Source organism: Flavobacterium psychrolimnae (assembly GCF_003312425.1).
GTDB classification, from domain to species: Bacteria; Bacteroidota; Bacteroidia; order Flavobacteriales; family Flavobacteriaceae; genus Flavobacterium; species Flavobacterium psychrolimnae.
Map to the genome: position 1 here is coordinate 81826 of NZ_QNUX01000016.1, position 26041 is coordinate 107866.

A 26041-nucleotide genomic window follows, 5' to 3' on the forward strand; every position below is an offset into this window, starting at 1 on the left:
TTAAACTTCTAAACCTTAAACTTTTTAAACTTTAAACAAAAGTAAAGAATGAATCAAGATTATATAAAACCGGATAATTGGTCCATCATAGAAGAAGGATTTGATGCAGAGAGCGTAAAATCATCCGAAAGTTTGTTCAGTATTGGCAACGGTGCCATGGGACAACGTGCTAATTTTGAAGAAAATTATACTGGTGAAACGTTCCAGGGAAGCTACATTGCCGGAATTTATTATCCTGATAAAACCAAAGTGGGCTGGTGGAAAAACGGTTATCCGGAATATTTTGCCAAAGTTTTGAATGCACCAAACTGGATTGGAATCGACATTGAAATCAATGATGAAAAACTGGATTTGAATACCTGTTCCGATTTCAAAAACTTTCGTCGTGAACTCAATATGAAAGAAGGATGGTACCATCGTTCTTTTGAAGCCACTTTAAAAAACGGTACTGAAATTTCTGTAAATGTGCGTCGTTTCCTTTCGTTAAACTTGGATGAAGTTGGCGTTATTAATTATGAAATAACACCTTTGAACAAGGATGCAAAAATAATTTACAAACCCTACATTGATGCTGGTGTAACCAATGAAGATGCGAACTGGGAAGAAAAATTTTGGGAACCGCTTGACGTAAAAAAATCCGGAAATGAGGCTTTTGTAACCGCTCAGACGTTCAAAACACATTTCAAAGTAACCACTTTCATGCAAAACACCATTTTGACAAATGGTGAAAAAACAGGAATTTCTCCTTCTAATATTGATGCAACAACTGATAGAATTCAGTTTAGCTACGATGTAATTGTCGCACAAGGCCAAAAATCGTCAATACAAAAAATTGGTGGCTATACGGTTTCCTTAAACCATGAAAACACCATTAATGCTGCCGAAAAAGTGATTCAATCCGCTTTAGCATTAGGATATGATCAAATGTTACAAGACCAAATTGATGCTTGGGCAAAAATTTGGGAAATGTCAGACATTACCATTGATGGTGATGTAAAAGCACAACAAGGAATTCGCTTCAACATTTTTCAGTTGAACCAAACGTATTTAGGAAAAGATTCTCGATTGAATATTGGACCTAAAGGTTTCACTGGGGAAAAATACGGAGGTTCTACGTATTGGGACACCGAAGCGTATTGCATTCCGTTTTACATGGCGACCAAAGATCAGGAAGTGGCTCGAAACTTATTGACGTACCGCTACAATCAATTGGACAAAGCCATTGAAAACGCTGCTAAATTAGGATTTACTAATGGTGCCGCTTTGTACCCAATGGTTACCATGAACGGTGAAGAATGTCATAACGAATGGGAAATTACTTTTGAAGAAATTCATAGAAATGGAGCTATCGCATTTGCCATTTATAACTTTTACAGATACACCGGCGATTACAGCTACATTCCTGAAAAAGGTCTAGAGGTATTAATAGCAATTGCTCGTTTCTGGCATCAAAGAGCGAATTTTTCGACTAATTTAAACCAATACGTAATTCTTGGAGTTACTGGTCCAAACGAATACGAGAACAACGTAAACAATAATTTCTATACCAATTATATTGCAAAATGGTGTTTGGAATATACTTACGAACAAATTCAGAAAGTGTCTCTGGAATATCCTGTAGATCACAAGCGAATTACGGAAAAAGTAAAAATATCGGATTCCGAATTACAATCTTGGAAAAAAGTTTCGGATAATATGTACTTCCCGTTTTCGGAGGAACATAATGTTTACTTGCAACAAGACGGTTTCTTGGACAAAGAATTGGTTCGCGTAGCTGATTTGGACAAAAGCCAAAGACCAATCAATCAAAAATGGTCTTGGGATAGAATTTTACGTTCGCCGTACATCAAACAAGCCGATGTTTTGCAGTGTTTCTATTTCTTCGAAGATCATTTTTCTAAAGAAGAATTGAAAAATAATTTTGAATTTTACGAATCCTTTACGGTTCATGAAAGTTCACTTTCGCCTTGTGTTCACTCGATTCAAGCCGCTTTATTGGACAAAATGGATATGGCCTATACTTTCTATTTGAGAACTTCACGTCTGGATCTTGATGATTACAATAAAGAAGTTGAAGAAGGTTGTCATATTACCTCAATGGCAGGAACTTGGATGAGTATTGTAGAAGGTTTTGGCGGAATGAGAATTAAAGATGATACACTTCATTTTTCTCCAAAAATCCCGAAAGAATGGGAAGGATATTCGTTTAAAATTAATTTCAGAAACCAAATTTTGAAAGTAGCAATCAATCATAATGAAACTACTTTCTCAATTGTTGGCGATAAAGAATTAGCTATCGTTGTAAACGGAAAAGCTGTTGTAGTTACGCCTGAGAATTTAATTACTGTATAAGCAATTGTTAGAACTTGTAGTTTATTCTATCATTTAATTCAAGCCGTAACAAGCAAAATAACAATCCCAATTCACATTGGGATTGTTTATATAAGTATGATTCTTCTTGGAATTATCCAATGCATAATCCGCTTAAAACTGCAGCGCTTTTTTTACAATCCTCATTAAAATTTAATGTAAACAATCTATTTCACCATGAATAAAATTATTTCTTTACCTTTCACAAATAGGAGCTTTCTAAAAAAAATAACCTTATTCCTTTTTTTTATGTCTGTAACGTTACACGCTCAAATCGACAAAGTAGAACCGCCTTTTTGGTATGCAGGAATGCAAAATCCAGAACTGCAGATACTTTTTTACGGCAAAGACATTTCTCAAAACCAAGTCACCGTTTCTAATGGGATAAAAATAACCAACGTAAGAAGAACCGAGAATCCCAACTACATTTTTGTTACAATCGATACTAAAAAAGTTGTGGCCTCTGATTTCGTTTTTACCTTTAAAAGCAAAAACAAAGAAACGTTTACTCAAAAATATTCTTTAAATAAAAGAAAAGAAAATTCTGCGCAACGCAAAAGCTTTGACTCTTCGGATATGATGTATTTATTGATGCCGGACCGCTTTGCCAACGGAAACAGGAATAACGACAGCGAAAATTCGACCCAAGAAAAATATAACAGAGAATTACCGGGCGGAAGACACGGTGGCGACATTGAAGGAATCATAAAAAATCTGGATTATATAGCAGAACTAGGTGCAACAACCATCTGGAGCACGCCTCTATGTGAGGATAACGATGCTAAACATTCCTATCACACATACGGACAATCTGACGTTTATAAAATTGATCCTCGTTTTGGAACCAATGCTGATTATGTTCGCTTGGCTGCCGAAATGCACAAACGAGATATGAAACTGGTGATGGATTATGTGACGAATCACTGGGGAATTGAGCATTGGATGATGAAAGATTTACCTACAAAAGAATGGATTAATCAATTTGAAACTTACACGCAAACTAATCATAAAAGAACGGTTATCCATGACACCAACGCCTCTGAAATTGATAAAAAAGTGGCGATAGATGGTTGGTTCGTTCCATCGATGCCTGATTTAAACTTGCAAAATCCTTTGACTTTAAAATACCTGATTCAAAATGCGATTTGGTGGATTGAATACGCTGATTTGGACGGTTTCAGAGTTGACACCTATAATTATTCCGACCCAAAAGGAATCGCAAAATGGACTAAATCCATTACAGATGAATACCCAAATTTTAATATTGTAGGGGAAGTTTGGATGCAAAGTCAGGCGCAAATGGCGTATTGGCAAAAAGATAGTAAAATTGCTGAAATTCAAAATTACAACTCGTATTTGCCAAGTGTAATGGATTTTACTTTATATGAGGCAACAACCAAAGCTTTCAACGAAGATGAAGAGACTTGGGACAAAGGAATGGTGAAAATTTATGACAATTTTACCAATGATTTTCTGTATCCAAATATCAATAATATGTTGATTTTTGTCGAAAATCACGACACCAATCGCATCAATCAAACCTACGGAAACGACATCAGAAAATACAAGATGACAATAACTTTGATGGCTACCGTTCGTGGAATTCCACAATTGTATTATGGAAGTGAAATAGGAATGGCCGGTGATAAAAACAAAGGCGATGCCGATATTCGTCAAGATTTTCCTGGCGGTTGGGAAGGTGACGAGAACAATGCTTTTGTAAAAGAAGGAAGAACTCCGGGACAAAGTGAGTATTTTGACTTTACTTCCAAATTATTCAATTGGAGAAAAACAAAGGCGGCGGTACATTTTGGAAAAATGACACACTACATTCCGGAGAACAATGTTTACGTTTATTTTAGATACAACAAAGATGAAACAGTGATGGTTTTAATGAACAACAGCAACGAAACAAAATCGGTAAAAACCAATCGTTTCAAAGAAAACATCAAAAACTTTAAAACCGGAAAAGATGTAATTTCTGAACTTACATTTGATGTTACAAACGAAATTATAATAGAGCCAAAATCGGTTTTGATTTTAGAATTGAAATAATTTAAACCATATAAGCAATTTAAGAAAAAATGAGTTTAAAAGAAGAAGAACTAATCTTTAATGAACTTATATAACTTATATGTTTCAAAAAAAACAATCATTTAATACTAAAAAAATGAAAAAATATTCAATCCCACTTTTACTATTAACCATGACAATTATAAGTAGTTGCTCCAGTACAAAAACGGTTGCTGAGAGTAACAAAACACCTTTCGTTTGGGAAGGAGCGAATGTTTATTTCCTGATGACAGACCGTTTTAATAATGGTGACACTTCGAATGATATAAACTTCAACAGAACCAAAACTACGGGAAAACTTCGTGGTTTTGAAGGTGGCGATATCAAAGGGATTTCTCAAAAAATTGACGAAGGTTATTTTGATAAATTAGGCATCAATGCCATTTGGTTCACACCAGTAGTGGAACAAATTCACGATGGCGTTGACGAAGGAACCGGTTTAAGTTATGGCTTTCATGGCTATTGGGCCAAAGACTGGACCAACTTAGATCCTAACTTTGGAACCAAAGAAGACTTGGCTGCGTTAGTTCACAAAGCACATGCACACGGCATCCGAATTATTCTTGATGGTGTAATCAACCATACAGGACCTGTAACTGCTAAAGATACGGTTTGGCCAAATGACTGGGTGAGAACAGGACCAACCTGCGATTATAAATCGTTCGAAAACACAACAGCTTGCACACTCGTAGCTAATCTTCCGGATATAAAAACTGAGAGCAATCAAGCTGTGGCTTTACCTACTTTTTTAATCGAAAAATGGAAAAAAGAAGGGCGTTACGAACAAGAAATGAAAGAACTGGATATGTTTTTTGCTCGCACGGGATATCCAAGAGCGCCAAAATATTACATCATCAAATGGTTGACGGATTATATTGCTGATTACGGAATTGACGGTTACAGAGGCGACACAGTAAAACATACCGACGAAACCGTATGGGCAGACTTTAAAACCCAATGTGATTACGCTTTTGAAACTTGGAAGAAAAACAACCCAACAAAAGTGTTAGATAACAATTCCTTTTACACCATTGCTGAAGTCTATAATTATGGCATCAGTGGCGGACAAGATTTTGATTTTGGAGACAAAAAAATAAACTATTTTAAAAATGGTTTTAACAACATGATCAATTTCGAATTCAAATGGGATTCCCAGAAAGACTATGAATTTATATTCTCCAAATATTCAAACAAGCTGAACAATGACTTGAAAGGATATAGTGTTTTGAACTATTTGTCTTCGCATGATGACGGCGGACCATTTGATGCAAATCGTACCAAAACTATAGAAAGCGGAACAAAATTATTACTCAGTCCCGGACTTTCTCAAGTATATTATGGTGATGAAAGTGCTCGTTCGCTAGTTATCGAAGGAACAAAAGGCGATGCTACCTTGCGTTCGTTTATGAATTGGGAAGCTATCAAATCAAATCCTGAAACACAAAAAACGTTGTTGCATTGGCAAAAATTGGGTCAATTCAGAAAAAATCATCCTTCGGTTGGAGCAGGAATTCACAAACAAATTTCGGCTCAACCATATACTTTTTCTAGAACTTTTTCTAAAGGAGATTATTCGGATGCAGTGGTGGTAGGATTGGATTTAGCAATTGGCACCAAAGAACTTTCAGTAAGTTCTATTTTCGCAGATGGCACCTTATTAAAAGATTCGTATTCAGGTAAAGAAGTACTTGTTGTAAATGGAAAAGTGACAATCAATTCAGAATTTGACATTGTTTTATTGGAATTGAAAAAATAATTTTCAAAATAATTTTCAAAATAATTTAATCCAAACGCCTTTAGAAATAAAGGCGTTTTTTTTATGTTTACCTTTACCAAAAAATAAAAGACAATGCTCAAAATTGGACATCGTGGCGCAAAAGGATATGAACCAGAGAACACCTTTGTTTCATTCCAAAAAGCATTAGATATGCAAGTGGACGGCATTGAACTTGACGTGCATTTGAGTGCTGATGGCGAAATAATCGTTATTCACGACGAAACTATTGACCGAACGACCAATGGAAAAGGTTTTGTAAATACATTATCTTTGCGCGAATTGAAAACTTTTCGAATAGATGGAAAATATGACCCGAGGCATTTAGCCGAACTGGCGCAGCAAATTCCAACTCTGAAGGAGGTTTTTGATTTGGTAAACCAAGATTGTTTTATCAATATTGAACTCAAAAGTCATGAAGCAACTGATAAAGTAGTTTCACTTATTGAAAAATACGTCGCTAAAAAAGACTGGAAATACGACCGATTTTTAGTTTCCAGTTTTGATTGGAATGCACTGCAGCAAGTGGCTTTTTTAAATGATAAAATTCCCATTGGCGTTTTAACGGAAACCGATTTAGACTTGGCTTTGGCTTTCGCCAAATTCATTCAGGCAAAATCCATTCATCCGCATTTTCATTTATTGACAAAAGAAAACACGGCACAAATGCAGGAAAAAGGATTGCAGGTTTTTCCTTGGACCATCAATGAATTAGAAGACATTCAAAAAATAAAAACATTCAACGTAAACGGAATCATCACCGATTTCCCAAATAGAATATGAACCAGAATATTTTAATTTAATATTATATCCTCAACAAAATATTTTCTTTTAAACCATTAAGTAATTTAAGTCAATTAAGTAACGAGATAAATAATTCAGTTTATGACAAAAAAAGAGATAACACAATTATCCTATGAAATTATTGGTTACGCAATAAAAGTTCATAAAAAACTAGGACCCGGTTTATTAGAAAAAATTTATGAAGAATGCTTGAAATATGAGTTAGAAAAAAATGGGTATAATGTGAAGCAACAATTTAATGTCGCAATAGATTACTATGATTTAGAACTTGCCAATCCATTACGATTAGATTTATTAATAAATGATTGTATTATTGTTGAGTTGAAAACGGTTGAAAAATTTCACCCAATTGATGAAGCTAAACTACTAACTTACATGAAACTATTAAGTATTCCACAAGGGCTACTCATCAATTTTAATACTCTCAATATAACAAAATCATGCAAACCTTTAATTAACGAATATTTTTCTCGGCTTGCTGATGATTAAACTTAAAAATCTTAACTCTCTTAATGGTTAAAAAATGAATCAGAATTTCGATATAATAATAGTAGGCGGTGGCGCAGCAGGTTTTTTTACAGCGATTAATATTGTGGAGAAAAATCCAAAACTGAAAGTCGCGATTTTAGAACGCGGTGCAGAAGTATTGCAAAAAGTTCGAATTTCCGGTGGCGGAAGATGCAACGTGACGCACGCTTGTTTTGAACCTAACGAATTAGTGAAATTTTACCCGCGTGGCGAAAAAGAATTACGTGGTCCTTTTCATCAGTTTTGCTCTGGCGACACGATTGAATGGTTTGAGAAACATGGCGTAGAATTAAAAATTGAAGCGGACGGACGCATGTTTCCCGTTTCGAATTCATCTCAAACGATTATTGATTGTTTCCTGAAAGCAACACAAAAACTGGGAATTGCAGTATTTACGGGACAAAGCGTACAATCTATTTTCAAGAAAGAAAATGAGTGGAAAATCGAAACGCAAACCGAAAATTATCTTGTAGAAAAGCTAATTTTAGCCACAGGAAGCAATCCTAAAGTATGGGAAATGTTACAGAATTTTGGCCATGCTGTTGTCAGCCCGGTTCCTTCCCTATTCACTTTCAACATCAAAGATTCCAGAATAAAAGAATTACCCGGAGTTGCGGCTCAAGTAACCGTAAAAGTAAAAGACACTAAACTCACATCAACTGGACCTTTGTTAATTACGCATTGGGGAATGAGTGGTCCAGCGATTTTGAAACTCTCCGCTTGGGGTGCCCGAATCTTGCATGACAAAAATTATCAGTTCACCATTTTCGTGAACTGGTTGAATGATGCTGACAAAGAAGATGTCGAGAAAAAACTAAAAGAATTAAAAAAGGAACACGCAAAAAAATCAGTTTCTAAGAAATCACCATTCGAAATCACCAATAGACTTTGGGAAAGTTTGGTTCTCGCTTCAGGAATTGAAGTGGAGACGAAATGGGCTGATTTATCTAAAATACAATTGCAAAACTTAGCGAATCAATTGACACACGGAACTTTTCAAGTCAATGGAAAAAGTACCTTTAAGGAAGAGTTTGTAACTGCTGGTGGAATCGATTTAAAAGAAATCAACTTCAAAACCATGGAAAGTAAGCTTCATGAAAACCTTTATTTTGCTGGAGAAATCGTAAATATTGATGCTATTACAGGCGGTTTCAATTTTCAAAATGCTTGGACGAGTGGGTTTATTGTGGCAAGTGCGATATAAAACCAAAGTCATTACAGTTCAATACTTTAATTAAGATAAATTTAGTTTTAGCTTAACAAGACTTTACCATTCTGTTTTCATTTTCATGAAACGATTTGAATATTTTTGTAATCAAATAACTACGAATGATTAAAAACTACTTTTTTGCTTTCTTACTATTATTTGTACTTCAATCTGGTTTCTCACAAACTGAAAAATTAATCAACGGGAAAGTTTTACACGAACAATTTCCTGTGGAAAAAGTTGAGGTTGCTAATTTTAGTTCTAAAAAAGTCGCAGTTACAAACGCTGCTGGTGAATTTTCTATTATGGCAAAAGCGGGTGACGAACTCATTTTTATTTCAAAAAATCATGACATCAAAAAAATTGTTTTAGATCAAAAGACCATTGATAAAAACAACCTTCTTATTTCATTAATACTTAAACCGGAAGAATTAGAAGAAGTATTAATTACAAAAATGCCGTCAATAAAATTAAGCACAGATAAAGCCTACGAACAGGGAAAACTTGACCAATTAGCCGTAGAAAAGTCTGCAAGAAGCTTAAAAACGGGCGTTTACAATGGTAGTATTGAAAACGGCATGGATTTAATGCGGATTGGCGGAATGATTTTAAAGTTGTTCATCAAAGAAAAAGAAGTCGTTAAAGGAACTCCTCAAATTGAATTCAAACAATTGGCAAGAAACAGCTGTGACGAAAAATTTTATCATCAAACTTTAAAATTAAATCCTGACCAAATAGAGCTTTTCCTAGAATTTTGCGATGCGGACCCAAAATCAAAAACAGTAGCCGAAAGCAACAATGTATTGACTGTAATGGATTTTTTGCTTGCGAAAAATATTAAATTTAAAAGACTTTAAACAGAATTTTATCTATTCAACCACCAGATACTTCCATTCAAAACCGCTGCAAAACTTACCCACGCTAAGTACGGAATGAATAAATAACCCGCAATTTTATTGATTTTAGAAAACTGAATGTACGTTTCAAAAATCATCAACCACAATACAATAATTTCTAATCCGGCTAACATCGGGTTGTGCAATCCAAAGAATAAATACGACCACAAAGCATTTAGTGCCAATTGTATTGCAAAGAAAATCAACGCTTTTTTTACGGCTTCTTTTTCTACTTCTATTCGGTCCCAAACTAAACCTGCGGCAACACCCATCATTACGTACAACATACTCCAAACTGGCGCAAATATCCAATTGGGCGGATTAAAACTTGGTTTTATCAAAGTGGGATACCAAGTAGTAATAGCAGAACGAGTAACCGTTCCAGAGAAATATCCAATCGCAAGACACGTAACAACAACAGCCAATATTCGGGTGATTTTATTCATTTTTATAATTTTTAAAATGTACTATTTTCTTGAAACATATAAGCCATTTAAGAAACAATAAGTGTATTAATTATCTCGTAAACTTTATATTTCTCACAATTACGGAATTAAGAAAAATTAAGCTCAGTACCTAATGAAGCTTAATTCCTCAATGGTTAAAAAATCCTTGGTGGACTTATATGATTATTTTTATTGTCCAAATTTACTTAAATCTTTCTAACGATTAACCATCTAATCGAATAAACAAATAACGCAAAAAAAGTATCTTTGCGTAAATTTTTCATTTTATGATTTCAATAAACGATTTTATTCCATCAAAATATACGCATTCAGTTGAAAACGGAAATTTTCAATGGAGCGCGCCCAGCAACATTGCCCTTGTAAAATATTGGGGAAAAAAAGACAATCAAATTCCAGCGAATCCTTCGGTGAGTTTTACGTTGAATAATTGTAAAACGATTACCAAATTGGCTTTCGCCAAAAAAGACATTTCGACTGCGCTCAATGTGACGGATAATAATTTCTCTTTTGATTTACTTTTTGAAGGACAACCAAAAGAAGATTTCAAGCCGAAAATCCAAAAATTCTTGGAGCGAATTGAAATCTATTTGCCGTTTTTAAAAGACTATCATTTTACAATTGATACCGAAAATACTTTTCCGCATAGTTCCGGAATTGCTTCATCGGCATCTGGAATGGCTGCTTTGGCGATGAACTTAATGAGTTTAGAAAAAGTGTTAAATCCTGAAATGACTGAGGAATATTTCTATCAAAAAGCGTCGTTATTAGCACGTTTGGGTTCTGGAAGCGCTTGCAGAAGTGTAAAAGGCCAAGTAGTGGTTTGGGGTAAACATGCAAATATCTCCGGAAGCTCTGATTTATTTGGAGTTGAATTTCCAAATGCTATTCATGCCAATTTCAAGAATTTTCAAGACACCATTTTACTGGTTGATAAAGGAGAAAAACAAGTTTCAAGTACCGTGGGACATGATTTAATGCACAACCATCCTTTTGCCGAAAGGCGATTTGCACAAGCGCATGAAAATTTAGACCAACTGATTTCAATTTTTGAAAACGGTAATCTGGACGAGTTCATCAAAATTGTAGAGAGTGAAGCCTTGACGTTGCATGCCATGATGATGACCTCAATGCCGTATTTTATATTAATGAAACCAAACACTTTGGAGATTATAAATGCGATTTGGAAATTCAGAAATGAGACTAAAATTCCGGTTTGTTTCACGCTGGATGCCGGTGCAAATGTGCATGTTTTATATCCGGAAAATGTTGCCGAAAAAGTTTTACAATTTATTAAGAACGAATTAGTTGGCTATTGCCAAAATGGTCAGTACATTTGTGACGAAATTGGAAATGGTGCTGTGATGATTTAATGTCTTTATTTTTCCCTATCTTTATTTTTTAAAGAGCTGAAATTATGGATATTCAATCAGAGAAATTAGAATTGATTAAGTTATTGTTAGAAACGAACGACAACGCTATAATCGAGGCTGTAAAAAATATTTTCAAAGCACAAAAAAAAGACGTTTGGAAAGATTTATCTCCTGAACAACAAGAAGAAATTGATCTAGGAATCTTAGAAGCAAATCGCGGAGACCAAGTTGATTTATAAAAATTATTATACAAATACCTAATTATCAACCCCAAATTGTTAATTTAAAACATCATATGAAAGGACCTTTGTTTTACTCAAAAATATTACTCTTTGGAGAATACGGAATTATTCGTGACTCAAAAGGGCTTTCAATTCCTTATAATTTTTACAACGGAGCACTTAAAAAAGAAGAAAATCCATCTGAAGAAGCGATTAAATCAAACGGTCACTTGAAACGATTTGTAACGTATTTAGAAACGTTACAAAACGAGCAGCCAGATTTAGTAACTTTTGATTTAGACTCATTGAAAAATGATGTAGAAACTGGAATGTATTTTGATTCCAGTATTCCTCAAGGGTATGGTGTAGGCAGCAGTGGCGCACTTGTAGCCGCCATTTATGATAAATACGCACACAACAAAATCACGGTTCTAGAGAACTTAACTCGTGAAAAATTATTGCAATTAAAAAATATATTTTCTCAAATGGAGAGTTTTTTCCACGGAAAAAGTTCTGGTTTAGATCCATTAAACAGCTATTTGAGTATCCCGATTTTGATTAATTCGAAAGATAATATTGAAGCAACCGGAATTCCAACACAAAGTTTTGACGGAAAAGGTGCTGTCTTTTTATTAGATTCAGGAATTGTAGGCGAAACGGCTCCGATGGTAAACATTTTCATGGAAAGCTTAAAAGATAAAGGTTTCCGTGCGATGTTGAAAAATCAATTTGTAAAATATACGGATGCTTGTGTAGAAAATTTCCTTGGCGGAGACATGAAATCATTGTTCATGAATACCAAGAAATTATCTAAAGTAGTTTTGAATAACTTCAAACCAATGATACCGGAACAATTTCACGGAATTTGGCAGCAAGGAATTGACAGCAACGATTATTATTTAAAATTATGCGGTTCCGGTGGTGGCGGTTACATCTTAGGTTTTACCGAAGATTTAGAAAAAGCCAAAGCGTCGCTAAAAGATTATAAACTAGAAGTAGTATATCAGTTTTAGACATCCTCTACTCGACCCTCTCCCAAGGAGAGGGAGATTTAATCCTAAAATAGTTTCCTTATTATTGGGAACATATTCTTAAATAAATATAAATGTTAAGCAGGCAGCACAAACTTCTCCTAATGAAAATTGCAAGTTTGTTCTCTGTGGTTAGAGGCTATAACATTCCCGTCATTATTTTGGCCCAATACCTTTCGGCTATATTTATTTTGGCTCCGGAAAAAAGAGCGCTTGATATTTTATTGGACTTCAATTTATTTATTCTGGTTTTTGCATCTTCCCTTACGATTGCTTCAGGATATATCATCAACAACTTTTATGACAGCCAGAAGGATTTAATCAATCGGCCTAACAAGTCGATGTTGGATCGATTGGTAAGTCAAAAGACTAAACTAAACGTCTATTTTACACTCAACTTTATTGTTGCTTTAATGGCTTTGTTTGTTTCCTGGCGTGTGTTTTTATTCTTTTCAGGATATATATTTTTCATCTGGTTTTATTCCCACAAAATAAAAAAACACCCAATAATAGGAAACCTAATGGCTGCATTATTAGCTGTTTTACCTTTTTTTGCTATACTGCTGTATTTTTACACTCGGATTCCATTTGAAGAAATTGAAAATTACAGAAGACAATTAGGCGTTATTTTTTCGCATGCCAGTTTTTTGTTTTTATTACTGTTGATTCGAGAAATGATTAAGGATTTAGAAAACCTAAAAGGGGATTTAGTCAATGATTATAAAACGATTCCTATTGTTTATGGTGAGGAAGTATCAAAGAAAACCATCACGGTATTAACCATTCTGACTGTTTTACCCGTTTACGCTTTGATTGATATTTATGATGTGGGTTATATGGATATTTATTTTTACTGTTGCCTCATCGTTTTGATATTTTTCCTGTTATACTTATGGAAATCAAATGCGAAACCACAGTTTTTACTACTTCACAATGTATTGAAATTCCTTATTGTTGCCGGTGTACTTTGCATTGTCTTGATTAATCCAAGTGTTTTATGGCATGGAAAAAAATTGTTGATGGTTTAATGTTGCCTTTTTCCAAATTGTAAAAAGGATAAAAAACCATTCTCGAAATTCTCCTATATTCCCCGATTAGCATAGCCCCGATAGTAGCGGAAATCCTTTTATTTTTTTCTTTAAAAAATAAAAGATTGAAACGATAGCGGGAAATAGCTCCAAAAAAACCACACTAAAATATATTAATTGACTTATTAACTAGACAGTTAGCGTTTTTATAATTGGTGGTTATTGATTGTCAAGTATATAAATAGTATCTTTGCACAAATTATTGGAATATTATGAATAACAAGGAAGGCAATAATAAGAAAAGTGGTCCAAGAGCACCTAGCTCAAGACCAAGTTCGAATAAGCCAAAACCTGCCATGCAGAAGCGCGCTCAAGGGCCGAAAAAAGTTAAAGTAAATACTAAAGTTGCCGATATCGCTACTGATAAAGTAGAGAAAAAACCAAATCAAGCACCAAAGAGACCGAAAGTAAAAGACGAAATTCGTTTGAATAAATACATTGCTAATTCTGGTGCGTGCTCGCGTCGTGATGCGGATATTTATATTCAATCTGGGACGGTAAAAGTAAACGGAATTCCTGTTACTGAAATGGGATACATGGTAAAACCAGGTGATGTTGTGAATTTTGACGGGGCTACTTTGACACCGGAGAAAAAAGTATACATCTTACTGAACAAACCTAAAAACTTTACCACTGCGATGGACGAAGGTCAGGAATATCGTAATGTATTAGAATTAGTAAAAGGTTCTACGACTGCAAAAATTGGTGCAGTGGGAAGAATGGACAAGAATACAACTGGTTTATTATTGTTCACGAATGACACGGATATGATTCGTAAATTTACCTTACCAAGTCAAAAATCATCTAAAATTTACCAAGTTTCATTGGATAAAAACTTGAAATTTGAGGATTTAGAAAAAATAAACAAAGGGTTGACTCTTGACGGACACCGCGTTTTTGTGGAAGATGTAAGTTACATTGACGGAGAAGCGAAAAGTGAAATTGGATTACAATTGCGTTCAGCTAACGTAAAAGTAGTTCGTTCTATTTTTGAACACTTTAGTTATGATGTATTGCGTATTGACAGAGTTTCTTTTGCTGGTTTGACCAAAAAGAATTTGCCAAGAGGAAACTGGAGATTGCTTACTGACCAAGAAATTATCAATTTGAAGAACGTTTAATATTTCTTTGAAATTATACAATGAAATCCCTTCCGTTCATATGGAATGGGATTTTTTTAATTAAAAATTCAATCCTAAATAAGTATGACACCAGAAAAATTACAATCAATTGCTTTTAAATGGTTTGAAACTTTCAATAATAAAGAATTAGAAAAATTATTGTCTTTATATGATGAAGATGCGGTACATTTTAGTCCAAAACTAAAAATGTACAAACCGGAAAGTAACGGTTTTGTTACCGGTAAAGAAGCCTTGCGAGAATGGTGGAAAGATGCTTTTGAGCGTTTACCAAGCTTAAATTACAAAGTAAAATCGCTTACTGCCAATGGAGACCGCGTTTTTATGGAATACATAAGAACGGTTACTGGCGAGGAAGATTTGCTTGTAGCGGAAGTATTGGACATCAGAGAAGACAAAATAATTGCTTCTAGAGTGTATCACGGATAAAAAAACCGATTTTGATTAGAAACAAAAAACCCTACGACAATTTATTTATGTCGTAGGGTTTTTATTTTAAAAGAAAATTATAGTTATCCCTTCACTTTTTTAAGCGGTTCTGCCTTTTTGTCCAGACCACGTTTTCTCAACAGCGGTTCGATACTTGGCTCGGCACCACGGAAACGTTTGTACAAAACCATAGGATCTTCGGTCCCTCCTTTTTCCAAAACATTCTCACGGAATAATTTGGCTTTTTCAGGATTAAACAAACTAGTTGTTTTGAACGCTTCAAAAGCATCCGTATCTAAAACACCTGACCAGATGTAGCTGTAATATCCAGAAGAATAACCTCCTGAGAATATATGGCTGAAATATGTGCTGCGGTATCTTGGAATAATAGAAGAAATTAAACCAATTTTTGTCATTGCTGCTTTTTCGAAAGCATTTGCATCAACAGTAATGTCTTTGGTTTGAGAATGGTATTCTAAATCCAATAAAGACGCAGCAAGATATTCTGTTGTGGTAAAACCTTGGTCAAAAGTACCTGCTTTTTTCAATTTATTCACTAGCGTTTCTGGAATCACTTCGCCAGTTTTATAATGCTTTGCATACATTTTTAAAACTTCTGGTTCAGCCGCCCAATTCTCCATAATTTGAGAAGGAAGTTCTACGAAATCTCTTGGAACACTTGTTCCTGCTAAACTTTTATACGTCACATTTGACAATAACCCGTGTAGGGAATGTCCAAATTCATGAAAGAAAGTCGTCACTTCGTCAAAAGTCAAAAGTGCAGGAGCATTTGCTGATGGTTTTGTAAAATTACAAACGATAGAAACTACTGGAGCAACACGTTTACCATCTACCGTTTTTTGATTTCTGTACGAGGTCATCCAAGCACCGCCACGTTTCGATTCACGCGGATGAAAATCCATGTACAAAACACCAAGATGTGTACCATCTTTTTCTAAAACCTCCCAAACGGTTGCGTCTTCGTGGTATTTTGGAACATTAGTCAACTCTTTGAATTGAATTCCGTATAACTTTTCAGTTACTTGAAAAACACCTTTTCGAACATTATCTAAACTGAAATACGGTTTCAATTCTTCTTCGTCTAAATCAAAACGTTCTTTTCTGATTTTTTCTGTATAATATCTCCAGTCATACGGTTGTACCGCACCTTTAATTCCTTCTTTAGCCATCATTTTCTGAATATCTGCGGCTTCCGTTTTAGCTATTTCCAAAGCTGGTTTCCACAAATCATTCAACAGCTTGTTTACATTCTCCGGTGTTTTAGCCATCGTTTCTTCCAAAACATAATTCGAATGCGATTTAAAGCCTAACAATCTCGCTTTTTGTCCACGAAGATTTGCTAAATCCACTGCATTCTTCTTATTATCAAAAGCATCATCATGGTTGCCTCTGGTTTGGTACGCATTCCAAATTTGCTTGCGCAATTCTCTATTAGAACTGTATTGCAAAAACGGCATCACGCTGGAGTTAGAAAGCGTGAAAACCCATTTTCCCTCTTTGCCTTTTGCTTTAGCATCAACTGCGGCAGCATCAATTAATCCTTGTGGCAATCCGGCTAAATCTTTTTTATTATCAATAACCAACTCGTATGAATTGGTCTCCGCCAAAATATTCTGACCGTATTTTAAACTGGTTAATGAAAGGTCTCCGTTTATTTTTCGCAATATTTCTTTATCAGCATTTGATAAATTGGCTCCGCTTCGAACGAAATCTTTGTACGCATTATCTAAAATTTTAGCTTGTTCTAAATTTAAGCCTAATGTTTCTTTTTTGTCCCAAAGTGTTTTTACTCTTGCAAATAATTTTTCGTTCAAGTAGATATTATCTCGGTGTGCCGATAGATTTGGCGCCATTTCTTTGGCAATGTTTTGAATCTCTTTATTGGTATTCGCCGAATTCAAATTAGAAAAAACCGTATTCACATTCGACAATAATTCTCCGGCATTTTCCATGGCAAGAATCGTATTCTCGAAAGTAGCCGGTTGCGTATTATTTGCAATAGCATTAATCTCCGCTTGATGTTTACTGATTCCTTCTAAAATAGCGGGTTTAAAATGTTCATTTTTAATTTTGTCGAAAGGCGGCACGTTAAACGGCGTGTCGTAAGCTTGAAAAAATGGATTCATAGTTGTGTTTTCTTTTTTTTCTTGTGCTTCAATTGTTAGCATATTTCCAATGACTAACAAAATGAAAAAGGATTTTTTTCTCATTTAGGTGTGATTAATTAGAATAGTAAATTTAGCCGAAATCTATTTAAAACAAGAACTACAACGGCGCCTTAACTAAATTTTATGACAACCAAAAACACTTTTATAAACGAAAAATTATTCTGACATTATAAATTGAAAAAAAATCAATAAATTAGCTCAATCTATTACCAAATATACATTATGAGAAAAATAACCACTATTTTACTTTCCGTAACCACATCATTATTGCTGGTTAACTGTAAATCCGAAGATAAAAAACAAGACTTCAGCAGTCTGACGAAAAATTATTTTGACGACAAAAATGCCATGAGTCCATTGGATGCGACTCAAAGTGGTCAAAATCAATACAACGATCAGCTGCAGTTTGAAATGACAGACAGTTTCAGAAAATCGCAAGCCGCTTTCTTTGACAAGTACCAATCTGCTCTGAAAAATATCACCGTCGAAGATTTATCAGAAGAAGAAAGAAACAGTTACGAAATCATCAAATGGGAAGTTGAGATTGGTAAGGACTTATTGAAACAACCTACAAATTTGCTTCCAGTTCACCAGTTTTGGGGAACGCATCTGACTATGGGGCAATTTGCAGGAGGAACCGGAGCACAACCTTTTAAAACAGAAAAAGACTATACTAATTTCCTAAAAAGAATGGATAAGTATGCTGTTTGGATTGATTCAGCGATTGTCTACATGAAAAAAGGACTTGCAAAAGGTGTTGTGTTACCAAAATCTTTAACGGTAAAACTGATTCCACAATTTGCAGAAATGGCTACGCCAAATATTGAAGACAATCTATTTTACTCTTCAATAAAACTAATGCCTGCTTCTTTCCCTGACAGCATAAAAGAAGATTTAACAGCAAAATACACAGCGACCATCAATACCAAACTGATTCCGCAATACAAGAAAATGGCTGATTTCCTGAATAAAGAATATCTTCCTGCTTCCAGAGCAACCAGCGGAATAGGAAGTTTGCCTTTTGGAAAAGAGTTATATGCCACATATGTAAAACAATGGACTACTACCGAAATGACTCCCGAGCAAATTCATGAATTGGGATTGAAAGAAGTAGCCCGATTGAATGCCGAAATGGAAAAGGTAAAAAACCAAGTAGGTTTCAAAGGCACATTATTAGAATTCTTTGGGGAAGTTAGAAATAAAAAGGAGTTAAAACCTTTCACCAAACCGGAAGAAGTGATTGCTAATTTTCAAAGCATTTACACACGCATCAAACCAAATGTAGATAAATTATTTGCGCTGCAACCGAAAACAAAATTCGAAATCAGACGAACAGAAGCTTTTAGAGAAAAAACAGCCAGTGCTGAGTACAATCAAGGAACTGCTGACGGCACGCGTCCCGGTATTTTCTATGTTCCAATTCCCGATGTAGCCAATTATAATATGTATGGTGATGAAGATTTGTTTTTGCATGAAGCCATTCCGGGACATCACTTTCAAATCTCTTTGCAACAAGAAAACGAAAGTCTTCCTGATTTCAGAAAATTCAATTGGTTTGGCGCTTATGGCGAAGGTTGGGCTTTATATACGGAAAGTTTAGGAAAAGAACTTGGATTGTATCAAGATCCGTATCAGTATTTTGGAATGCTAGGCAATGAAATGCACCGTGCGGTTCGATTAGTTGTTGACACCGGATTACATTCCAAGGACTGGACTAGAGAGCAAGCTATTAAATATTCGTTAGCAAATGAAGCCGAAAGCGAAGCGAGCATTATTCCTGAAATTGAGCGTTATATGGCGATTCCGGGACAAGCTTTGTCATATAAGATTGGCCAGCTGAAAATAATGGAGCTACGCAAAAAAGCGGAAACTAAAATGGGTGCTAAATTTGATATTAAAAAATTCCATGAAAAAGTATTGGAATCCGGAGTAATGCCATTGGCATTATTGGAAAAGAAAATTAATGCTTGGATAGAAAACAAGTAATTTTAAGGTATAGGTATAAAAAAAGCTTCTCAAATTGAGAAGCTTTTTTTTGTGCGGATAATAGGACTCGAACCTACACGCCTTGCGGCACCAGATCCTAAGTCTGGCATGTCTACCAATTTCACCATATCCGCGCAATTGTGGGTGCAAAGATACACTTAACTTCCAATTTTCAAAACAATTTTGATAAAAATTATTCATACTCTTTTTTGTACTTTTGAAATATAAACAAAATTCAAATAATGGAAAATATTAAAGCATACGTTCAAGAACACAAAGACCGCTTTATCAACGAGTTAATCGAATTATTAAAAATCCCATCCGTAAGTGCCGACACCGCTTATTCGCACGATGTTTTTGAAACAGCTGATGCCGTAAAAGCCAGTTTAGAAAAAGCAGGATGTGATTTTGTTGAAATTTGTGATACTCCGGGTTATCCAATCGTATATGGTGAAAAAATTATAGACCCAACATTACCCACCGTTTTAGTTTACGGACATTATGATGTGCAACCACCAGATCCAATCGAATTATGGACTTCTCCACCCTTTGAACCCGTAATCAAGAAAACCGAAATTCATCCCGAAGGTGCCATTTTTGCCCGTGGATCCTGTGATGACAAAGGCCAAATGTACATGCACGTAAAAGCATTAGAATATATGGTTCAATCCAATACTTTACCTTGCAACGTGAAATTCATGATTGAAGGTGAAGAGGAAATTGGCTCTAAAAGTTTAAGCTGGTTCGTAGAACGCAATCAGGAAAAACTAAAAAATGATGTGATTTTAATTTCGGATACTGGAATGATCTCTAATCAGCAGCCATCAATTACAACAGGTTTGCGTGGCTTAAGCTATGTAGAAGTTGAAGTTACTGGACCAAACCGTGACTTACATTCTGGATTGTACGGAGGTGCCGTTGCCAATCCAATCAATGTGTTGGCTAAAATGATTGCTTCGCTTCATGATGAAAACAACCACATTACCATTCCCGGTTTCTATGATAATGTAGAAGAATTATCCTTAGAAGAAAGAGCTGAAATGGCTAAAGCGCCTTTCAATTTAGACAATTATAAAAAAGCACTAGACCTTAATGACGTTTATGGCGAAAAAGGCTATGTAACTAATGAAAGAAATTCCATTCGTCCTACACTGGATGTAAACGGAATCTGGGGTGGTTACACCGGTGAAGGCGCCAAAACAGTAATTGCCAGCAAAGCTTTCGCTAAAATCTCGATGCGTTTGGTACCCAATCAAGATTGGGAGCAAATCACCGAATTGTTTACCAAACATTTCACCAGCCTTGCTCCTGCCGGCGTTACCGTAAAAGTAAAACCGCATCATGGCGGACAAGGTTACGTAACCCCAATAGACAGCATTGGCTACAAAGCCGCAAACATGGCGTATACGGAAACCTTTGGCGTTCCCGCAATTCCGGTGCGTTCCGGAGGAAGTATTCCTATTGTTGCCTTATTCGAAAAAGAGCTAAAAAGTAAGACTATCCTAATGGGATTTGGTCTGGACAGCGATGCCATTCACTCGCCAAACGAACACTTCGGGATCTTCAATTACCTAAAAGGAATTGAAACCATTCCGTTGTTTTACAAATATTTTGTGGAGTTATCAAAATAAATCCCTTTCATCAAATACTAAATCCGCTCTACACAGGGCGGATTTTTTTTTGGGCGTTTCCCGCTGAAAATAGCGGGTCAGGCTGTCCGTTCTCAATCTTTTTATTTTTTAAAACAAAAAAATAAAAAGGATTTCCACTCCCATCCTTAACGCAAACCGCTGACTATCAAAATATTTTTCTTTAAAATTTGTTTATGTTATTTTTTATTCTACATTTGTAGAGCAATGTTTTAACATGTAGAGTATGAAAGTCCAAAATCAATATAAAATTATCATCCTTTTAATATGTATAAGCCTAACCAGCTGCAAAATTAATCAAACCAAAAACGGATTAAAAACAGGCAAATGGATTCAGAAGGAAAAATTCATGAACACCGAATCTGTCGCAACAGGAAGATACAAAAAAGGAGATAAAACAGGAACTTGGAAAGAATTTATGAGCGATCGACTACTTTCAAAAGAAAAGTATAAAAAAAATAGTTGCCACGTTATCAAATATCACAATACTGGAAAAATTCAACAAATAGGATTTTCAAAAAAACATGTAATCGAATCAAAAATAGAATGGCTGCCTACAGGAGAATGGACATTTTATGACTCCGAAGGGGTTTTACTAGGAACCAAAATCTATGAAAAAGGAATACCTGTTCAAGAAATTCACACCAAATAAAAAATAAACATGCAACAACTAACGAACGCTGAAGAACAAGTAATGGAACACCTTTGGAAACTCGAGAAAGCCTTTATGAAAGACTTGCTTGAAGCCTACCCAAAACCAAAACCCGCAACCACAACCATCGCTACTTTATTAAAAAGAATGATCGACAAACAATTTGTAGCCTACAATGAATTTGGGAACTCTCGTGAATATTATCCTTTGGTCAAGAAAACCGACTATTTCTCGAAACACGTCAACGGATTGATTAGTAATTTCTTCAACAATTCCGCATCACAATTCGCCTCTTTCTTTACCACCGAAACCAATTTGTCTCAAACGGAACTGGAAGAACTCAAGAAAATAATCGATAGTGAAATTTTAAAAAAGAAAAAATGAGCGACTTTCTAATCAAATCGACAATTACTTTATGCGTATTACTGGCAGTGTATTATTTGTTTTTGGAAAAAGAAAAAATACACGTTTTCAATAGGTTTTATTTGTTGTTCAGTCTTGTTTTCTCGATGGTGATTCCATTTATAACTATTGAAGTAATTCAGGAAATAGCACAACCTACAGTTACACCCGGAAATATCCAAATACTACAAGGAAGCCCTATAATCATGGAGGAAACAAATTATCTGGCGATAGGATTATGGAGTTTGTATGCTGTAGTAACACTCGTTTTGGCGATACGCTTTTTCAGTAATATCATCAAGATTTCATCTAAAATGAAGTCGAATACACCTATTGACTATAAGAATGCCAAATTGATTTTGGTAACCGAAAAAACGTTACCGCATACTTTCCTGAATGCAATTTTCATCAACGAATCGGAATACAACAACCGTCAAATTGAAGCGGAACTGTACACACACGAATTGACACATGTAACCCAAAAACACACTTTGGATATTTTATTCATCGAACTATTAAAAACCGTATTTTGGTTCAATCCTGTTTTTATTTTTTACAAAAAAGCAATACAACTCAACCACGAATTTCTTGCTGATGAGAAAGTAGTGACCTCCTATAACAATGTTCCGTTCTACCAATCTTTGTTACTCTCAAAGACAAGCTCGAACCCAACTTTTTACTTGGCCAGTAATTTGAACTATTTAATAACTAAAAAACGATTACTTATGATGACGAAAACCACATCAAAAACAGAAGCTTTATTAAAAAAAGTAATACTCATGCCAATAGTAGCTACACTATTATTTTTACTTTGTACTAAAGTCGTTGCGCAGGAAAAAACTGAACCTCTCACTGCTGACCAACCCAAAAAAGCACAAACAGATGATGAAAGAAAAGATGCTTATTATTCTGGAGTTAGAGTCATAATCCATGACCTTATCAATAACAAAAAAATTGATAAAAAATATGAAGATTTAACTTTAGAAGAAAAAAGAAAATGTTTTTTCTATGTACCTAATGCGTTTCAAAAAAAATCTCCAAACGAAAAAGAGTTGGAAAACTTCAAAGATTCTAAGAAATACGCGATATGGGTGGATGGTAAACACGAACCAAATGCTCATTTGAATAATTTCAAACCAACTGATATTGCTTTTTTTCAAGGAAGTAGCGTTTCAAAAAATGCTAGAAGCAAAAAATTCCCGCAAGCCTTTCAATATAATTTTTACACACATAATTATTTTGATAAAAATTTAAAAAACTCGCATAAGAAATTCTCCGGAGAGAAAGTAGAAGTTACACTTTCAAATAATAAAAATGTCAGACCTATAAGAACCAAATAGTTAAAGAATCAATTGATTTACAAAAGCCAAATTTATGTTTCCTGAATCAGCTTCGCAATTTGCCTCATTCTTTACCAAAGAAACCAATTTGTCTCAAACGGAATTGGAAGATCTCAAGAAAATAATCGACAGTGAAATTTTAAAAAAGAAAAAATGAGTGACTTTCTAATCAAATCGACAATTACTTTATTAGTGCTACTGGCAGTGTATTATTTGTTTTTGGAAAAAGAAAAAATACACGTTTTCAATAGGTTTTACTTGTTGTTCAGCCTTGTTTTCTCGATGGTGATTCCATTTATAACTATCGAAGTGATTCAGGAAATAGCACAACCTACAGTCAATCCGGGAAATATCCAAATACTGCAAGGAAACGCTGTAATACTGGAGGAAACTAACTATCTGGCAATAGGATTATGGAGTTTATATGGTTTAGTAACACTCGTTTTAGCGATACGTTTTATCAGCAATATCATCAAGATTTCATCTAAAATGAAGTCGAATACACCAATTGATTATAAGAATGCCAAATTGATTTTGGTTCCCGAAAAAACCTTGCCGCATACTTTCCTGAATGCAATTTTTATCAACGAAACGGAATACAACAACCGTGAAATTGAAGCTGAATTGTACACACACGAACTTACGCATGTAACCCAAAAACACACTTTGGATATTTTGTTCATCGAACTATTGAAAACCGTTTTTTGGTTCAACCCCATTTTTATTTTTTACAAAAAAGCCATACAACTCAACCACGAATTTCTTGCTGACGAGAAAGTAGTGACCTCCTATAACAATGTTCCGTTCTACCAATCTTTATTATTATCGAAAGCGAACGAGAACCAAACTTTTTACTTGGCCAGTAATTTGAATTATTTAATAACTAAAAAACGATTACTTATGATGACAAAAACCACATCAAAAACAGAAGCTTTATTAAAAAAAGCAATGCTAATCCCTGTAGTAACTGCCTTATTGTTTTTATTGTGTACGAAAGTCGTTGCGCAAGAAACCAATGTAAAAAAAGAAACTACTCCTGCGAAACCCGGAAATTTAATTAAAACGTATTACGACAAAACTACTTTTAAAATTAAAGATGAAAAAGGAAAGATTGCCAGCGAAAAAAAATACAATGAACTAACTCCTGTAGAAAAGAGAGGTATACCTTCTATCCTATCCAAGCAAAAAGAATTGCCTACAAACGAGGAACTTCTGGTGATTTTAAGTAAAGGAGCTCCTGAAGTAATTGAAATTGATGCGTACGATTCTGAAAATAAGTTTGTCCAAAAAGGGGAAAATGAAGTCTATAATACTGCTGGAATAACCGAAAAACCAGATTTTCCGGGAGGAATTATGGAATTTTACAAATTTGTAGGCAATAATTTTAAAACTCCTGAACAACCTAACTTAAAAGGAAAAGTATACATCACCTTTATCATAGAAAAAGACGGAAGTTTAAGTGACATAAAAAACATACGAGATATTGGTTTTGGAACTGGTGATGAAGCCATTCGTGTTTTGAAAATATGCCCGAAATGGATTCCTGGTAAAATGAACGGCGTTCCTGTGAGAGTAATGTACAGCTTACCTATAACTATTCAATCAAAATCATAATAGTAAAAAAAATCCGCTTCTTTTGAAGCGGATATGTTAAACTAAGGTTTTATGGATTTTAGATGGTGTGTGTATAAATTAAGCCTTATTTTCGGATTTGCTACCCGAACGATAGCGAACAAGCGAAGCAAATTATCCCAAATACAAAACCAACTTTTCATTAAGCCAAATGCCCAAATCCTTTGTAGCTGTTGGGCGCCGTTTTTATCTTTCGAATGCATGAAAGTATCCGCAACTAAATATAACTGCAAGAAATTCTCCTAAATCTTCTTTTAAAAGAGAAAAAGTCACGTCTATTTCTTCCGAATCGCTACTACCAATATAATCTACGTTAGCAATCCATTCGTAATTTAATTCTTTTAATTGCTTTATAACTGTTTGTAACTCGTCGTATTTAAAGTGTTTGGAGCGAATATATAATTTATCCATGCAATTAATTTTTCGGAATTACATATTCAGCCAACTTTACACCTTTGGTTAATTCAGTTAAATATGATGTAGAAATTCCAGATTGTGTAATTATATCTTTTTTTGAGTAATTACATCCTTTAATTTCGCTTGCATATTTAATTCCAAATAAATGTATCATTGCTACAGAATCACCTTTCGGTGCATTATTATACATTTCGCTAAGTTTTGCTCCTAATTCATTTAATGTCATATTTTATAATTTTAGTTTCAATAACAGTTTTTGCAGCGGCAAAATTTTGCCCAACGTCAGTCTGTGAAAAAACCTCCGTTGTATTATCATCAAATATAACAAAATACTAGTATAAAAAGAAGATTTTTCGTATTTTTAAGAATGCAACACA

23 protein-coding genes, 1 tRNA gene and 1 pseudogene are annotated in these 26041 nt (G+C 34.7%); 20 read left to right on the forward strand and 5 right to left on the reverse strand.

Annotated features, from left to right (window positions below; all coding sequences use genetic code 11):
* Nucleotides 1-48: 48 nt before the first annotated feature.
* The 7 genes from DR980_RS14865 to DR980_RS14895 all read left to right on the forward strand — a co-directional run bounded on the left by DR980_RS14865 (nt 49) and on the right by DR980_RS14895 (nt 9613).
* Nucleotides 49-2352, forward strand: a complete 2304-nt coding sequence (locus DR980_RS14865) for a glycoside hydrolase family 65 protein (RefSeq protein WP_113637611.1) — start codon at nt 49-51, stop codon at nt 2350-2352.
* A 267-nt stretch (nt 2353-2619) separates the two neighbouring features.
* Complete coding sequence (locus DR980_RS14870) at nt 2620-4425, forward strand: glycoside hydrolase family 13 protein (RefSeq protein WP_244199319.1); 1806 nt, start codon at nt 2620-2622, stop codon at nt 4423-4425.
* Between the two features lie 115 nt (nt 4426-4540).
* Nucleotides 4541-6199 carry an alpha-amylase family glycosyl hydrolase gene (locus DR980_RS14875; RefSeq protein ID WP_113637655.1) on the forward strand — a complete coding sequence of 553 codons (1659 nt, stop codon included), beginning with the start codon at nt 4541-4543 and terminating at the stop codon, nt 6197-6199.
* 93 nt (nt 6200-6292) lie between these two features.
* Nucleotides 6293-7000 carry a glycerophosphodiester phosphodiesterase gene (locus tag DR980_RS14880; protein WP_113637615.1) on the forward strand — a complete coding sequence of 236 codons (708 nt, stop codon included), beginning with the start codon at nt 6293-6295 and terminating at the stop codon, nt 6998-7000.
* 102 nt (nt 7001-7102) lie between these two features.
* Nucleotides 7103-7510 carry a GxxExxY protein gene (locus DR980_RS14885; RefSeq protein ID WP_113637617.1) on the forward strand — a complete coding sequence of 136 codons (408 nt, stop codon included), beginning with the start codon at nt 7103-7105 and terminating at the stop codon, nt 7508-7510.
* A gap of 34 nt (nt 7511-7544) precedes the next feature.
* Complete coding sequence (locus DR980_RS14890) at nt 7545-8753, forward strand: BaiN/RdsA family NAD(P)/FAD-dependent oxidoreductase (RefSeq protein ID WP_113637619.1); 1209 nt, start codon at nt 7545-7547, stop codon at nt 8751-8753.
* 125 nt (nt 8754-8878) lie between these two features.
* Complete coding sequence (locus tag DR980_RS14895; protein WP_113637621.1) at nt 8879-9613, forward strand: hypothetical protein; 735 nt, start codon at nt 8879-8881, stop codon at nt 9611-9613.
* A gap of 8 nt (nt 9614-9621) precedes the next feature.
* Here DR980_RS14895 and DR980_RS14900 read toward each other — a convergent pair whose 3' ends face one another.
* Nucleotides 9622-10098 carry a TspO/MBR family protein gene (locus tag DR980_RS14900; protein WP_091172978.1) on the reverse strand — a complete coding sequence of 159 codons (477 nt, stop codon included), beginning with the start codon at nt 10096-10098 and terminating at the stop codon, nt 9622-9624.
* Nucleotides 10099-10385: 287 nt separating this feature from the next.
* Between DR980_RS14900 and DR980_RS14905 the strand changes: the two genes are divergently transcribed.
* The 6 genes from DR980_RS14905 (at nt 10386) to DR980_RS14930 (ending at nt 15397) form a co-directional block, all read left to right on the forward strand.
* Nucleotides 10386-11489: a diphosphomevalonate/mevalonate 3,5-bisphosphate decarboxylase family protein gene (locus DR980_RS14905; RefSeq protein WP_113637622.1), complete on the forward strand. Its 1104-nt coding sequence runs from the start codon at nt 10386-10388 to the stop codon at nt 11487-11489.
* A 44-nt stretch (nt 11490-11533) separates the two neighbouring features.
* Nucleotides 11534-11728 carry a hypothetical protein gene (locus DR980_RS14910; RefSeq protein ID WP_091172971.1) on the forward strand — a complete coding sequence of 65 codons (195 nt, stop codon included), beginning with the start codon at nt 11534-11536 and terminating at the stop codon, nt 11726-11728.
* A gap of 56 nt (nt 11729-11784) precedes the next feature.
* A complete protein-coding gene (locus DR980_RS14915; protein WP_113637624.1) occupies nt 11785-12723 on the forward strand; it encodes a mevalonate kinase family protein in 939 nt (312 codons plus the stop codon).
* Between the two features lie 92 nt (nt 12724-12815).
* Nucleotides 12816-13769 (forward strand): geranylgeranylglycerol-phosphate geranylgeranyltransferase, encoded by a 954-nt coding sequence (locus DR980_RS14920; RefSeq protein WP_113637626.1) that lies wholly within the window; start codon nt 12816-12818, stop codon nt 13767-13769.
* Nucleotides 13770-14041: 272 nt separating this feature from the next.
* Nucleotides 14042-14950: a pseudouridine synthase gene (locus DR980_RS14925; protein WP_113637628.1), complete on the forward strand. Its 909-nt coding sequence runs from the start codon at nt 14042-14044 to the stop codon at nt 14948-14950.
* Nucleotides 14951-15034: 84 nt separating this feature from the next.
* Complete coding sequence (locus tag DR980_RS14930; protein WP_073352809.1) at nt 15035-15397, forward strand: nuclear transport factor 2 family protein; 363 nt, start codon at nt 15035-15037, stop codon at nt 15395-15397.
* 83 nt (nt 15398-15480) lie between these two features.
* On the opposite strand, the gene DR980_RS14935 is transcribed toward DR980_RS14930, so the two are convergent.
* Nucleotides 15481-17628, reverse strand: a complete 2148-nt coding sequence (locus DR980_RS14935) for a M3 family metallopeptidase (RefSeq protein ID WP_113637630.1) — start codon at nt 17626-17628, stop codon at nt 15481-15483.
* Between the two features lie 180 nt (nt 17629-17808).
* Between DR980_RS14935 and DR980_RS14940 the strand changes: the two genes are divergently transcribed.
* Complete coding sequence (locus DR980_RS14940) at nt 17809-19572, forward strand: DUF885 domain-containing protein (protein ID WP_113637632.1); 1764 nt, start codon at nt 17809-17811, stop codon at nt 19570-19572.
* Nucleotides 19573-19624: 52 nt separating this feature from the next.
* On the opposite strand, the gene DR980_RS14945 is transcribed toward DR980_RS14940, so the two are convergent.
* Nucleotides 19625-19706, reverse strand: a tRNA-Leu gene (locus DR980_RS14945).
* Nucleotides 19707-19814: 108 nt separating this feature from the next.
* Here DR980_RS14945 and DR980_RS14950 point away from each other — a divergent pair.
* The 6 genes and pseudogenes from DR980_RS14950 to DR980_RS14975 all read left to right on the forward strand — a co-directional run bounded on the left by DR980_RS14950 (nt 19815) and on the right by DR980_RS14975 (nt 25229).
* Complete coding sequence (locus tag DR980_RS14950; protein ID WP_113637634.1) at nt 19815-21203, forward strand: dipeptidase; 1389 nt, start codon at nt 19815-19817, stop codon at nt 21201-21203.
* Between the two features lie 244 nt (nt 21204-21447).
* On the forward strand, nt 21448-21873 hold the full coding sequence (locus DR980_RS14955; protein ID WP_113637637.1) for a toxin-antitoxin system YwqK family antitoxin: 426 nt from the start codon (nt 21448-21450) through the stop codon (nt 21871-21873).
* A 9-nt stretch (nt 21874-21882) separates the two neighbouring features.
* On the forward strand, nt 21883-22257 hold the full coding sequence (locus DR980_RS14960) for a BlaI/MecI/CopY family transcriptional regulator (RefSeq protein WP_113637639.1): 375 nt from the start codon (nt 21883-21885) through the stop codon (nt 22255-22257).
* Complete coding sequence (locus DR980_RS14965; protein ID WP_113637641.1) at nt 22254-23615, forward strand: M56 family metallopeptidase; 1362 nt, start codon at nt 22254-22256, stop codon at nt 23613-23615. The genes DR980_RS14960 and DR980_RS14965 overlap by 4 nt, the downstream gene beginning before the upstream one ends.
* Before the next feature lie 37 nt (nt 23616-23652).
* Nucleotides 23653-23772, forward strand: a pseudogene (locus DR980_RS14970) (BlaI/MecI/CopY family transcriptional regulator); the annotation flags it as partial.
* A complete protein-coding gene (locus DR980_RS14975) occupies nt 23769-25229 on the forward strand; it encodes a M56 family metallopeptidase (RefSeq protein ID WP_113637643.1) in 1461 nt (486 codons plus the stop codon). The pseudogene DR980_RS14970 and the gene DR980_RS14975, both read left to right, overlap by 4 nt.
* A 204-nt stretch (nt 25230-25433) precedes the next feature.
* On the opposite strand, the gene DR980_RS14985 is transcribed toward DR980_RS14975, so the two are convergent.
* Entirely contained in the window at nt 25434-25658 is a 225-nt protein-coding gene (locus DR980_RS14985; RefSeq protein ID WP_113637647.1) for a hypothetical protein, read from the reverse strand.
* A gap of 4 nt (nt 25659-25662) precedes the next feature.
* The gene (locus DR980_RS14990) at nt 25663-25890 is read right to left on the reverse strand and encodes an HTH-like domain-containing protein (RefSeq protein ID WP_167400573.1); all 228 of its coding nucleotides are present in this window, start codon (nt 25888-25890) and stop codon (nt 25663-25665) included.
* Nucleotides 25891-26041 lie beyond the last annotated feature (151 nt).

Bases quoted from the DNA above. Each gene is read 5' to 3' on its own strand.
- DR980_RS14925 (WP_113637628.1), top strand. From the start codon at position 14,042: ATGAATAACAAGGAAGGCAATAATAAGAAAAGTGGTCCAAGAGCACCT.
- DR980_RS14910 (WP_091172971.1), top strand. From the start codon at position 11,534: ATGGATATTCAATCAGAGAAATTAGAATTGATTAAGTTATTGTTAGAA.
- DR980_RS14900 (WP_091172978.1), bottom strand. From the start codon at position 10,098: ATGAATAAAATCACCCGAATATTGGCTGTTGTTGTTACGTGTCTTGCG.
- DR980_RS14985 (WP_113637647.1), bottom strand. From the start codon at position 25,658: ATGGATAAATTATATATTCGCTCCAAACACTTTAAATACGACGAGTTA.
- DR980_RS14950 (WP_113637634.1), top strand. From the start codon at position 19,815: ATGGAAAATATTAAAGCATACGTTCAAGAACACAAAGACCGCTTTATC.
- DR980_RS14975 (WP_113637643.1), top strand. From the start codon at position 23,769: ATGAGTGACTTTCTAATCAAATCGACAATTACTTTATTAGTGCTACTG.
- DR980_RS14875 (WP_113637655.1), top strand. From the start codon at position 4,541: ATGAAAAAATATTCAATCCCACTTTTACTATTAACCATGACAATTATA.
- DR980_RS14990 (WP_167400573.1), bottom strand. From the start codon at position 25,890: ATGACATTAAATGAATTAGGAGCAAAACTTAGCGAAATGTATAATAAT.
- DR980_RS14920 (WP_113637626.1), top strand. From the start codon at position 12,816: ATGTTAAGCAGGCAGCACAAACTTCTCCTAATGAAAATTGCAAGTTTG.
- DR980_RS14885 (WP_113637617.1), top strand. From the start codon at position 7,103: ATGACAAAAAAAGAGATAACACAATTATCCTATGAAATTATTGGTTAC.
- DR980_RS14865 (WP_113637611.1), top strand. From the start codon at position 49: ATGAATCAAGATTATATAAAACCGGATAATTGGTCCATCATAGAAGAA.
- DR980_RS14960 (WP_113637639.1), top strand. From the start codon at position 21,883: ATGCAACAACTAACGAACGCTGAAGAACAAGTAATGGAACACCTTTGG.
- DR980_RS14915 (WP_113637624.1), top strand. From the start codon at position 11,785: ATGAAAGGACCTTTGTTTTACTCAAAAATATTACTCTTTGGAGAATAC.
- DR980_RS14895 (WP_113637621.1), top strand. From the start codon at position 8,879: ATGATTAAAAACTACTTTTTTGCTTTCTTACTATTATTTGTACTTCAA.
- DR980_RS14955 (WP_113637637.1), top strand. From the start codon at position 21,448: ATGAAAGTCCAAAATCAATATAAAATTATCATCCTTTTAATATGTATA.
- DR980_RS14930 (WP_073352809.1), top strand. From the start codon at position 15,035: ATGACACCAGAAAAATTACAATCAATTGCTTTTAAATGGTTTGAAACT.
- DR980_RS14890 (WP_113637619.1), top strand. From the start codon at position 7,545: ATGAATCAGAATTTCGATATAATAATAGTAGGCGGTGGCGCAGCAGGT.
- DR980_RS14870 (WP_244199319.1), top strand. From the start codon at position 2,620: ATGTCTGTAACGTTACACGCTCAAATCGACAAAGTAGAACCGCCTTTT.
- DR980_RS14880 (WP_113637615.1), top strand. From the start codon at position 6,293: ATGCTCAAAATTGGACATCGTGGCGCAAAAGGATATGAACCAGAGAAC.
- DR980_RS14965 (WP_113637641.1), top strand. From the start codon at position 22,254: ATGAGCGACTTTCTAATCAAATCGACAATTACTTTATGCGTATTACTG.
- DR980_RS14905 (WP_113637622.1), top strand. From the start codon at position 10,386: ATGATTTCAATAAACGATTTTATTCCATCAAAATATACGCATTCAGTT.
- DR980_RS14935 (WP_113637630.1), bottom strand. From the start codon at position 17,628: ATGAGAAAAAAATCCTTTTTCATTTTGTTAGTCATTGGAAATATGCTA.
- DR980_RS14940 (WP_113637632.1), top strand. From the start codon at position 17,809: ATGAGAAAAATAACCACTATTTTACTTTCCGTAACCACATCATTATTG.